This window comes from Citrobacter sp. ABFQG (assembly GCF_004322975.1).
Classification (GTDB): domain Bacteria; phylum Pseudomonadota; class Gammaproteobacteria; order Enterobacterales; family Enterobacteriaceae; genus Citrobacter; species Citrobacter freundii.
Window position 1 is genome coordinate 990,398 of sequence record NZ_CP036435.1, and the last position, 12,190, is coordinate 1,002,587.

Below are 12,190 nucleotides of genomic sequence, written 5' to 3' on the forward strand. Positions count from 1 at the left end.
TGGATTAATGGCGGAAGTGGCGCATGTCGGTAAATACCATCGCAATGCCGTGTTCGTTGGCGGCGGCAATCACTTCGTCATCGCGAATAGAACCACCCGGCTGGATCACGCAGGTCACACCGGCGGCAGCAGCGGCATCAATCCCGTCGCGGAACGGGAAGAAAGCGTCAGAAGCCATAGAAGAACCTTTCACTTCCAGACCTTCGTCGGCCGCTTTGATCCCGGCGATTTTCGCGGAGTAAACGCGGCTCATCTGGCCTGCGCCAATACCGATGGTCATATTGCCTTTGGCATAAACGATGGCGTTGGATTTCACGAACTTCGCCACTTTCCAGCAGAACAGCGCATCGCGCAGTTCCTGCTCGGTCGGCTGGCGTTGGGTCACTACGCGCAGTTCAGCTTCGCTCACCATACCCAGGTCACGGTCCTGAACCAGCAGGCCGCCGTTCACGCGCTTGAAGTCCAGGCCCGGAACGCGCTGCGCCCATTGGCCGCAGACCAGCACGCGAACGTTCTGCTTGGCTGCGGTAATGTTCAGTGCTTCTTCGGTGGCGGATGGCGCGATGATCACTTCCACGAACTGGCGGGAGATAATCGCCTGCGCGGTTTCGGCATCCAGCTCGCGGTTAAAGGCGATGATGCCGCCGAACGCGGAGGTCGGGTCGGTTTTATACGCACGGTCGTAAGCGTCGAGAATAGAAGTGCTTACCGCCACGCCGCATGGGTTTGCGTGCTTAACGATAACGCATGCCGGTTCGCTGAACTCTTTCACGCACTCCAGCGCCGCATCGGTATCGGCGATGTTGTTGTAGGAAAGTGCTTTGCCCTGTACCTGCTGCGCGGTGGCAACGGAAGCTTCTTTAACATTCTCTTCTATATAGAAGGCTGCCTGCTGGTGGCTGTTCTCGCCGTAGCGCATATCCTGCTTCTTAATGAAGTTCAGGTTCAGCGTACGTGGGAAGCGACCGGCGGCTTCTTTGCTTTCACCGTGGTAAGCCGGAACCATGCTGCCGAAGTAGTTGGCGATCATGCTGTCGTAAGCGGCGGTGTGTTCGAAGGCTTTAATCGCGAGATCGAAACGGGTGTCGAGGGTCAGAGAACCGTCGTTGGCATCCATCTCTTTAATAATGGCGTCGTAGTCGCTGCTCTTCACAACGATAGCTACATCTTTATGGTTCTTGGCTGCGGAGCGCACCATGGTCGGGCCGCCAATATCAATGTTCTCTACCGCATCTTCCAGAGAACAGCCTTCGCGGGCGACGGTCTGGGCGAATGGATACAGGTTAACAACCACCATATCGATAGGCGCGATACCATGTTGTTCCATTATTCCGTCATCCTGACCGCGACGACCAAGAATGCCACCGTGGACCTTCGGATGCAGGGTCTTCACGCGTCCATCCATCATTTCCGGGAAGCCGGTGTAATCGGAAACTTCGGTCACTGGCAGACCTTTCTCCGCTAACAGGCGCGCAGTGCCACCTGTAGATAGCAGCTCCACACCACGTGCGGAAAGTGCCTGAGCGAATTCGATGATACCGGCCTTGTCAGAAACACTGAGCAGAGCGCGGCGGACTGGACGACGTTGTTGCATGGTAAATCCCCTGGATTTGACTATTACAGAGAGCGTTAGGTGAATTCTTGGCTAAAAACTCAGCTAACGCCCCTTACGGGGCATCCTTGTTGTGCGGGGGCATTGTAACGAAAACGTTTGCGCAACGCTCGCGAATTTTTAATTTTCGATTTTGACCTCTTCTTTTTCAGTTGAAAGAGGCTGATATAACGAGAGGATCGTAGAAACGATCGTGTGGTTTGTGGATAACTCTGTGCGTAAATGGGTATAAGGCGGGGTTTTGCTGTGGAATGCAGCAGTCAGTCATTTTTCTGTCATTTAAGGGTTGCGGGCCACAGGAAACTCCCTATAATGCGCCTCCATCGACACGGCGGATGTGAATCACTTCACGCAAACAGCTGGTTCGGTTGAAGAGAAAAACCTGAAAATGAGGGTTGACTCTGAAAGAGGAAAGCGTAATATACGCCACCTCGCGACAGAGCGCTAAAGCGCGTCGCAACTGCTCTTTAACAATTTATCAGACAATCTGTGTGGGCACTCGAAGATACGGATTCTTAACGTCGCAAGACGAAAAATGAATACCAAGTCTCTTGAGTGAACATACGTAATTCATTACGAAGTTTAATTCACGAGCATCAAACTTAAATTGAAGAGTTTGATCATGGCTCAGATTGAACGCTGGCGGCAGGCCTAACACATGCAAGTCGAACGGTAGCACAGAGGAGCTTGCTCCTTGGGTGACGAGTGGCGGACGGGTGAGTAATGTCTGGGAAACTGCCCGATGGAGGGGGATAACTACTGGAAACGGTAGCTAATACCGCATAACGTCGCAAGACCAAAGAGGGGGACCTTCGGGCCTCTTGCCATCGGATGTGCCCAGATGGGATTAGCTAGTAGGTGGGGTAACGGCTCACCTAGGCGACGATCCCTAGCTGGTCTGAGAGGATGACCAGCCACACTGGAACTGAGACACGGTCCAGACTCCTACGGGAGGCAGCAGTGGGGAATATTGCACAATGGGCGCAAGCCTGATGCAGCCATGCCGCGTGTATGAAGAAGGCCTTCGGGTTGTAAAGTACTTTCAGCGAGGAGGAAGGCGTTGTGGTTAATAACCGCAACGATTGACGTTACTCGCAGAAGAAGCACCGGCTAACTCCGTGCCAGCAGCCGCGGTAATACGGAGGGTGCAAGCGTTAATCGGAATTACTGGGCGTAAAGCGCACGCAGGCGGTCTGTCAAGTCGGATGTGAAATCCCCGGGCTCAACCTGGGAACTGCATCCGAAACTGGCAGGCTAGAGTCTTGTAGAGGGGGGTAGAATTCCAGGTGTAGCGGTGAAATGCGTAGAGATCTGGAGGAATACCGGTGGCGAAGGCGGCCCCCTGGACAAAGACTGACGCTCAGGTGCGAAAGCGTGGGGAGCAAACAGGATTAGATACCCTGGTAGTCCACGCCGTAAACGATGTCGACTTGGAGGTTGTGCCCTTGAGGCGTGGCTTCCGGAGCTAACGCGTTAAGTCGACCGCCTGGGGAGTACGGCCGCAAGGTTAAAACTCAAATGAATTGACGGGGGCCCGCACAAGCGGTGGAGCATGTGGTTTAATTCGATGCAACGCGAAGAACCTTACCTACTCTTGACATCCACGGAACTTGCCAGAGATGGCTTGGTGCCTTCGGGAACCGTGAGACAGGTGCTGCATGGCTGTCGTCAGCTCGTGTTGTGAAATGTTGGGTTAAGTCCCGCAACGAGCGCAACCCTTATCCTTTGTTGCCAGCGGTCCGGCCGGGAACTCAAAGGAGACTGCCAGTGATAAACTGGAGGAAGGTGGGGATGACGTCAAGTCATCATGGCCCTTACGAGTAGGGCTACACACGTGCTACAATGGCATATACAAAGAGAAGCGACCTCGCGAGAGCAAGCGGACCTCATAAAGTATGTCGTAGTCCGGATTGGAGTCTGCAACTCGACTCCATGAAGTCGGAATCGCTAGTAATCGTGGATCAGAATGCCACGGTGAATACGTTCCCGGGCCTTGTACACACCGCCCGTCACACCATGGGAGTGGGTTGCAAAAGAAGTAGGTAGCTTAACCTTCGGGAGGGCGCTTACCACTTTGTGATTCATGACTGGGGTGAAGTCGTAACAAGGTAACCGTAGGGGAACCTGCGGTTGGATCACCTCCTTACCTTAAAGAAACGTTCTTTGTAGTGCTCACACAGATTGTCTGATGAATGATGAACTTCTGAATGTACTTTCGAGTGCATTAAGAAGTTTTGCTCTTTAAAAATCTGGATCAAGCTGAAAATTGAAACGACACACTGTGTCTGTTCTCCGTAATAAGAACAGATAAATGGTGTGTTCGAGTCTCTCAAATTTTTGCAAGTCGATGATGAATCGAAAGAAACATCTTCGGGTTGTGAGGTTAAGCGACTAAGCGTACACGGTGGATGCCCTGGCAGTCAGAGGCGATGAAGGACGTGCTAATCTGCGATAAGCGTCGGTAAGGTGATATGAACCGTTATAACCGGCGATTTCCGAATGGGGAAACCCAGTGTGATTCGTCACACTATCATTACGTGAATACATAGCGTAATGAAGCGAACCGGGGGAACTGAAACATCTAAGTACCCCGAGGAAAAGAAATCAACCGAGATTCCCCCAGTAGCGGCGAGCGAACGGGGAGCAGCCCAGAGTCTGAATCAGCTTGTGTGTTAGTGGAACGGTCTGGAAAGTCCGACGGTACAGGGTGATAGTCCCGTACACCAAAATGCACAGGTTGTGAACTCGAAGAGTAGGGCGGGACACGTGGTATCCTGTCTGAATATGGGGGGACCATCCTCCAAGGCTAAATACTCCTGACTGACCGATAGTGAACCAGTACCGTGAGGGAAAGGCGAAAAGAACCCCGGCGAGGGGAGTGAAAAAGAACCTGAAACCGTGTACGTACAAGCAGTGGGAGCCTCTTTATGGGGTGACTGCGTACCTTTTGTATAATGGGTCAGCGACTTATATTCTGTAGCAAGGTTAACCGTATAGGGGAGCCGAAGGGAAACCGAGTCTTAACTGGGCGTTAAGTTGCAGGGTATAGACCCGAAACCCGGTGATCTAGCCATGGGCAGGTTGAAGGTTGGGTAACACTAACTGGAGGACCGAACCGACTAATGTTGAAAAATTAGCGGATGACTTGTGGCTGGGGGTGAAAGGCCAATCAAACCGGGAGATAGCTGGTTCTCCCCGAAAGCTATTTAGGTAGCGCCTCGTGAATTCATCTTCGGGGGTAGAGCACTGTTTCGGCTAGGGGGTCATCCCGACTTACCAACCCGATGCAAACTGCGAATACCGAAGAATGTTATCACGGGAGACACACGGCGGGTGCTAACGTCCGTCGTGAAGAGGGAAACAACCCAGACCGCCAGCTAAGGTCCCAAAGTCATGGTTAAGTGGGAAACGATGTGGGAAGGCACAGACAGCCAGGATGTTGGCTTAGAAGCAGCCATCATTTAAAGAAAGCGTAATAGCTCACTGGTCGAGTCGGCCTGCGCGGAAGATGTAACGGGGCTAAACCATGCACCGAAGCTGCGGCAGCGACACTATGTGTTGTTGGGTAGGGGAGCGTTCTGTAAGCCGTTGAAGGTGTATCGTGAGGTATGCTGGAGGTATCAGAAGTGCGAATGCTGACATAAGTAACGATAATGCGGGTGAAAAACCCGCACGCCGGAAGACCAAGGGTTCCTGTCCAACGTTAATCGGGGCAGGGTGAGTCGACCCCTAAGGCGAGGCCGAAAGGCGTAGTCGATGGGAAACAGGTTAATATTCCTGTACTTGGTGTTACTGCGAAGGGGGGACGGAGAAGGCTATGTTAGCCGGGCGACGGTTGTCCCGGTTTAAGCATGTAGGCGGAGGTTCCAGGTAAATCCGGTACCTTTTTAACGCTGAGGTGTGATGACGAGGCACTACGGTGCTGAAGTAACAAATGCCCTGCTTCCAGGAAAAGCCTCTAAGCATCAGGTAACACGAAATCGTACCCCAAACCGACACAGGTGGTCAGGTAGAGAATACCAAGGCGCTTGAGAGAACTCGGGTGAAGGAACTAGGCAAAATGGTGCCGTAACTTCGGGAGAAGGCACGCTGATATGTAGGTGAAGTGATTTACTCATGGAGCTGAAATCAGTCGAAGATACCAGCTGGCTGCAACTGTTTATTAAAAACACAGCACTGTGCAAACACGAAAGTGGACGTATACGGTGTGACGCCTGCCCGGTGCCGGAAGGTTAATTGATGGGGTTATCCGTAAGGAGAAGCTCTTGATCGAAGCCCCGGTAAACGGCGGCCGTAACTATAACGGTCCTAAGGTAGCGAAATTCCTTGTCGGGTAAGTTCCGACCTGCACGAATGGCGTAATGATGGCCAGGCTGTCTCCACCCGAGACTCAGTGAAATTGAACTCGCTGTGAAGATGCAGTGTACCCGCGGCAAGACGGAAAGACCCCGTGAACCTTTACTATAGCTTGACACTGAACACTGGTCCTTGATGTGTAGGATAGGTGGGAGGCTTTGAAGTGTGGACGCCAGTCTGCATGGAGCCATCCTTGAAATACCACCCTTTAATGGCTGGTGTTCTAACGTGGACCCGTTACCCGGGTTGCGGACAGTGTCTGGTGGGTAGTTTGACTGGGGCGGTCTCCTCCTAAAGAGTAACGGAGGAGCACGAAGGTTAGCTAATCCTGGTCGGACATCAGGAGGTTAGTGCAAAGGCATAAGCTAGCTTGACTGCGAGAGTGACGGCTCGAGCAGGTGCGAAAGCAGGTCTTAGTGATCCGGTGGTTCTGAATGGAAGGGCCATCGCTCAACGGATAAAAGGTACTCCGGGGATAACAGGCTGATACCGCCCAAGAGTTCATATCGACGGCGGTGTTTGGCACCTCGATGTCGGCTCATCACATCCTGGGGCTGAAGTAGGTCCCAAGGGTATGGCTGTTCGCCATTTAAAGTGGTACGCGAGCTGGGTTTAGAACGTCGTGAGACAGTTCGGTCCCTATCTGCCGTGGGCGCTGGAGAATTGAGGGGGGCTGCTCCTAGTACGAGAGGACCGGAGTGGACGCATCACTGGTGTTCGGGTTGTCATGCCAATGGCATTGCCCGGTAGCTAAATGCGGAAGAGATAAGTGCTGAAAGCATCTAAGCACGAAACTTGCCCCGAGATGAGTTCTCCCTGAGACTTTAAGTCTCCTGAAGGAACGTTAAAGACGATGACGTTGATAGGTCGGGTGTGTAAGTGTAGCGATACATTGAGCTAACCGATACTAATGAACCGTGAGGCTTAACCTTACAACGCCGAAGATGTTTTGGCGAAGAGACAGACATCATATTCAGCTTGATACAGATTACATTAACCGGCGAAAAGCGGGTTAATAACAGAATTTGCCTGGCGGCTGTAGCGCGGTGGTCCCACCTGACCCCATGCCGAACTCAGAAGTGAAACGCCGTAGCGCCGATGGTAGTGTGGGGTCTCCCCATGCGAGAGTAGGGAACTGCCAGGCATCAAATAAAAGCGAAAGGCCCGGTCGAAAGACCGGGCCTTTTGTTTTATCTGTGGTCTGTCGGTGAGCGCTCTCCTGAGGAGGACAAATCCGCCGGGAGCGGATTTGAACGTTGCGCAGCAACGGCCCGGAGGGTGGCGGGCAGGACGCCCGCCATAAACTGCCAGGCATCAAATAAAGTGAAGAAGCCCATCCTGACGGATGGGCTTTTTTGCGTGTGTGCGGGGTAAAAAAACGCCGGATGCGGTGTGCGCCAGCAGTTATCCGGATACGGCTACCCGTGTACGAGGTTGAGTAACGGGTACGCTCGTCCGAGATCGTCCACTTCCGTCCGTCCCGTCACAGTAAATCCCATCTTCTTATAGAATCCAACTGCCTGCTCATTCTGTTCATTAACGTTGGTCGTTAGCGTTGAAACCATTGATAAAGCATGTTCAATCAGCAGTTTACCAACGCCACTACCACGCACATCCGGATCGACAAACAACGCATCCATATGCTGATCGGTCAAAAGCATAAAGGCGACAGGCTCATCTTGTTCTGTCACTGCAACCCATAGCGGAGCTTCTGGTAAAAATGAACTTACCAGCTCTTCCAGCTCAATCCGATACTCCGCAGAGAGGAAACGGTGCGTCGCATCGACAGAACGACACCAAATAGATATGAGCTTATCACCTTCGTCCTTACGCGAACGACGAATGGTAAAGGGCATAGCATTCTCCTTTTATCTTTACTGCACTATTCTACAGCAAGGGCCGTGAAACTTTCTCAACTTGAGGATGCAGGCTCGACATTCGCATGATTCCTGGGTATCTTCAGCTATCTGGATGTCTAAACGTTTAAACGTATGTAGTGAGGTTATCAGGTTATGCCAATTCGCGTGCAGGACGAGCTACCCGCCGTCAATTTCTTGCGTGAGGAAAACGTCTTTGTGATGACGACATCCCGCGCTTCCGGTCAGGAAATTCGACCACTGAAGGTGCTCATCCTCAACCTGATGCCCAAGAAGATTGAAACGGAAAACCAGTTTCTGCGCTTACTGTCTAACTCACCGCTACAGGTAGATGTTCAGCTATTGCGCATCGATGCTCGCGAGTCACGTAACACCCCTACGGAGCATCTGAATAACTTTTACTGTAATTTCGAGGATATCTGCGATCAGAACTTTGACGGACTGATCGTGACCGGCGCGCCGTTGGGTCTGGTCGAATTTAATGACGTGGCTTACTGGCCGCAGATTCAACAAGTGCTTGAATGGGCGAAAGATCACGTTACCTCAACGCTATTTGTTTGTTGGGCGGTGCAGGCCGCGCTGAATATCCTGTACGGAATTCCTAAGCAAACCCGTACGGACAAACTCTCAGGCGTCTATGAGCACCATATTCTGCATCCTCATGCGCTGCTGACGCGTGGATTCGATGATGCGTTCCTGGCTCCGCATTCGCGCTATGCCGATTTTCCTGCTGCGCTTATTCGCGACTACACCGATCTCGAGATTTTTGCTGAAACCGAAGAGGGAGATGCCTACCTGTTTGCCAGCAAAGATAAACGAATTGCCTTTGTGACGGGCCATCCGGAATATGATGCCCATACGCTCGGCAGTGAGTATTTTCGTGACGTCGAAGCGGGCCTAACGCCGGAAGTGCCCTATAACTACTTCCCGAAAGATGACCCGCAAAACAAACCGCGGGCAACCTGGCGTAGCCACGGTAATCTGTTGTTTACCAACTGGCTCAACTATTACGTCTACCAGATCACGCCATATGATCTGCGTCACATGAATCCAACGCTGGATTAATCTTCTGTAGCAGACGATCCTTAAGCGTTTCAGCATATTGAATCAGGCACCTTCGGGTGCCTTTTTTATTTCCGAAACGCACCTCACGGTGTAATTAAATTTTATTTATATTGTTATCAATAGGTTAATTGATAATTAAATTAAAAATGGAAATTGTTTTTGATTTTGAAATTTAAATGAGTAGTCTTAGTTGTGCTGAACGAAAAGCGCACAACGATCCTTCGTTCGCATTGGGGATGTGTTTGGATCAATGACGAGGAACTACGCAATGAATCAACAGGCAACGACAACCGATGAACTGGTCTTCACCAGGCCGCGTGGCGAACAGGAGCAACAAATTCTGACCGCTGAAGCAGTAGAGTTTCTGACTGAACTGGTGACAAGATTTACGCCAAAACGCAATAAACTTCTGGCTGCACGTATCCAGCAGCAGCAGGATATTGATGACGGTAAGTTGCCTGATTTTATTTCGGAAACGGCTTCCATTCGAGAAGGTGACTGGAAAATTCGCGGAATTCCTGATGATTTACTGGATCGCCGCGTAGAGATAACTGGGCCTGTTGAGCGCAAGATGGTTATCAACGCGCTGAATGCGAACGTCAAAGTCTTTATGGCTGATTTTGAAGATTCGCTGGCTCCTGAGTGGAACAAAGTTATCGACGGGCAGATAAACCTGCGTGATGCGGTCAATGGCACCATTAGCTATACCAACGAAGCGGGCAAAATTTACCAGCTCAAACCTAATCCGGCTCTGTTGGTATGCCGCGTTCGTGGTCTGCATCTGCCGGAAAAACACGTCACCTGGCGTGGCGAATCCATCCCGGGCAGCCTGTTCGATTTTGCCCTCTATTTCTTCCACAATTACAAAACGTTGCTGGCAAAAGGCAGCGGCCCTTACTTCTACCTGCCAAAAACGCAGGCCTGGCAAGAAGCAGCATGGTGGAGCGAAGTGTTCAGCTATGCAGAAGATCGCTTTAATCTGCCACGCGGCACCATCAAAGCGACTCTGCTGATTGAAACGCTGCCGGCCGTCTTCCAGATGGACGAAATTCTGCACGCCCTGCGTGACCATATTGTCGGTCTGAACTGCGGTCGCTGGGACTACATATTCAGCTATATCAAAACGCTGAAGAACCATCCGGATCGCGTGCTGCCGGACCGTCAGGTGGTGACGATGGATAAGCCATTCCTCAGCGCCTATTCGCGTCTGCTGATTAAAACCTGTCATAAACGTGGCGCATTCGCGATGGGCGGCATGGCAGCTTTCATTCCCAGCAAAGATGCGGAACGTAACAACCAGGTTCTGACCAAGGTAAAAGCGGACAAAGCGCTGGAAGCCAATAACGGTCATGACGGCACATGGATTGCCCATCCGGGACTGGCAGATACCGCAATGGCGGTGTTCAACGACGTGCTCGGTGAAAACAAAAATCAGCTGTTCGTGACCCGTGAAGAAGATGCGCCGATTACCGCAGAACAACTGCTGGCGCCTTGTGAAGGTGAGCGTACTGAAGAAGGCATGCGCGCCAACATTCGTGTTGCGGTGCAGTACATCGAAGCGTGGATCTCCGGTAACGGCTGCGTACCGATTTACGGTCTGATGGAAGATGCGGCCACTGCCGAAATCTCCCGTACCTCCATCTGGCAGTGGATCCACCACCAGAAGACGCTCAGCAACGGCAAGCCGGTTACCAAACCGCTGTTCCGTCAGATGCTGGCCGAAGAGATGCTGGTGATTCAGGACGAGCTGGGCGAACACCGCTATAGCAGCGGGCGTTTTGACGATGCTGCGCGCCTGATGGAGCAAATCACTACCTCTGATGAATTGATCGATTTCTTGACCCTGCCAGGCTACCGCCTGCTGGCGTAATCCACCACATAACAATATGGAGCATCTGCACATGAAAACCCGTACTCAACAAATCGAAGAATTACAGAAAGAATGGACTCAACCGCGCTGGGAAGGCATCACCCGTCCATATAGCGCGGAGGAAGTGGTGAAATTACGTGGCTCGGTCAACCCGGAATGCACGCTGGCTCAGCTTGGCGCGGCGAAAATGTGGCGTCTGCTGCACGGTGAATCGAAGAAAGGTTATATCAACAGCCTCGGCGCGCTGACTGGCGGTCAGGCGCTGCAGCAGGCGAAAGCCGGTATTGAAGCGGTCTACCTTTCAGGCTGGCAGGTGGCGGCAGATGCCAACCTGGCCTCCAGCATGTACCCGGACCAATCGCTGTATCCGGCGAACTCCGTCCCGGCAGTGGTGGATCGGATCAACAACACATTCCGTCGCGCCGATCAGATCCAATGGTCAACCGGTATTGAGCCGAACGATCCGCGCTATGTGGATTACTTCCTGCCGATCGTCGCCGATGCAGAAGCGGGTTTTGGCGGCGTCCTGAACGCGTTTGAACTGATGAAATCGATGATTGAGGCTGGTGCAGCGGCCGTTCACTTCGAAGATCAGCTCGCATCGGTAAAAAAATGTGGTCACATGGGCGGCAAAGTTCTGGTGCCGACTCAGGAAGCTATCCAGAAACTGGTGGCCGCCCGTCTGGCAGCCGACGTCATGGGTGTTCCGACGCTGGTTATTGCGCGTACTGATGCTGACGCAGCCGATCTGATAACGTCTGACTGCGACCCATACGACAGCGAGTTCATCACCGGCGAACGTACCAGCGAAGGGTTCTACCGTACGCATGCGGGTATTGAGCAGGCGATCAGCCGTGGTCTGGCCTATGCACCTTATGCGGATCTGGTGTGGTGTGAAACCTCCACGCCGGATCTCGAACTGGCGAAGCGCTTTGCCGATGCGATTCACGCGAAATTCCCCGGCAAACTGCTGGCCTACAACTGTTCGCCGTCATTTAACTGGCAGAAAAACCTGGACGACAAAACCATTGCCAGCTTCCAGCAGCAACTGTCGGATATGGGTTACAAATACCAGTTCATTACCCTGGCGGGCATCCACAGCATGTGGTTCAACATGTTCGACCTCGCACACTCCTATGCGCAGGGTGAAGGCATGCGCCACTATGTTGAGAAGGTTCAGCAGCCAGAATTTGCGGCGGCTAAAGACGGTTACACCTTCGTGTCCCATCAGCAGGAAGTGGGTACAGGCTACTTCGACAAAGTCACTACTATCATTCAGGGCGGCGCTTCCTCGGTGACCGCGCTGACTGGCTCGACCGAAGAATCGCAGTTTTGATTAATGCCCGGTGGCGCTGTGCTTACCGGGCCTACGAAGGGATGTAGGCCGGATTAGCGAACGCGCCATCCGGC

The 12,190-nt window shown here is 52.4% G+C and carries 5 protein-coding genes and 3 rRNA genes; 6 read left to right on the forward strand and 2 right to left on the reverse strand.

Annotated features, from left to right (window positions below; translation table 11 throughout):
* Nucleotides 1-4: 4 nt before the first annotated feature.
* Nucleotides 5-1,594 carry a bifunctional phosphoribosylaminoimidazolecarboxamide formyltransferase/IMP cyclohydrolase gene (purH, locus tag WN16_RS04895; RefSeq protein ID WP_044702690.1) on the reverse strand — a complete coding sequence of 530 codons (1,590 nt, stop codon included), beginning with the start codon at nucleotides 1,592-1,594 and terminating at the stop codon, nucleotides 5-7.
* A gap of 622 nt (nucleotides 1,595-2,216) precedes the next feature.
* Between purH and WN16_RS04900 the strand changes: the two genes are divergently transcribed.
* The 3 genes from WN16_RS04900 (at nucleotide 2,217) to rrf (ending at nucleotide 7,112) form a co-directional block, all read left to right on the forward strand.
* A 16S ribosomal RNA gene (locus WN16_RS04900) occupies nucleotides 2,217-3,758 on the forward strand.
* A gap of 235 nt (nucleotides 3,759-3,993) precedes the next feature.
* Nucleotides 3,994-6,900, forward strand: a 23S ribosomal RNA gene (locus WN16_RS04905).
* 96 nt (nucleotides 6,901-6,996) lie between these two features.
* Nucleotides 6,997-7,112, forward strand: a 5S ribosomal RNA gene (gene rrf, locus WN16_RS04910).
* The 16S, 23S and 5S rRNA genes sit together here, the layout of an rRNA operon.
* 274 nt (nucleotides 7,113-7,386) lie before the next feature.
* On the opposite strand, the gene WN16_RS04915 is transcribed toward rrf, so the two are convergent.
* A complete protein-coding gene (locus WN16_RS04915) occupies nucleotides 7,387-7,824 on the reverse strand; it encodes an acetyltransferase (protein WP_044702253.1) in 438 nt (145 codons plus the stop codon).
* Nucleotides 7,825-7,980: 156 nt separating this feature from the next.
* Here WN16_RS04915 and metA point away from each other — a divergent pair, with 156 nt between their 5' ends.
* The 3 genes from metA to aceA all read left to right on the forward strand — a co-directional run bounded on the left by metA (nucleotide 7,981) and on the right by aceA (nucleotide 12,116).
* Nucleotides 7,981-8,910: a homoserine O-succinyltransferase gene (gene metA, locus WN16_RS04920; protein WP_003841431.1), complete on the forward strand. Its 930-nt coding sequence runs from the start codon at nucleotides 7,981-7,983 to the stop codon at nucleotides 8,908-8,910.
* A 268-nt stretch (nucleotides 8,911-9,178) separates the two neighbouring features.
* Nucleotides 9,179-10,780: a malate synthase A gene (gene aceB, locus WN16_RS04925; protein WP_003844674.1), complete on the forward strand. Its 1,602-nt coding sequence runs from the start codon at nucleotides 9,179-9,181 to the stop codon at nucleotides 10,778-10,780.
* A 31-nt stretch (nucleotides 10,781-10,811) separates the two neighbouring features.
* Nucleotides 10,812-12,116 carry an isocitrate lyase gene (aceA, locus tag WN16_RS04930; RefSeq protein WP_003031609.1) on the forward strand — a complete coding sequence of 435 codons (1,305 nt, stop codon included), beginning with the start codon at nucleotides 10,812-10,814 and terminating at the stop codon, nucleotides 12,114-12,116.
* Nucleotides 12,117-12,190 lie beyond the last annotated feature (74 nt).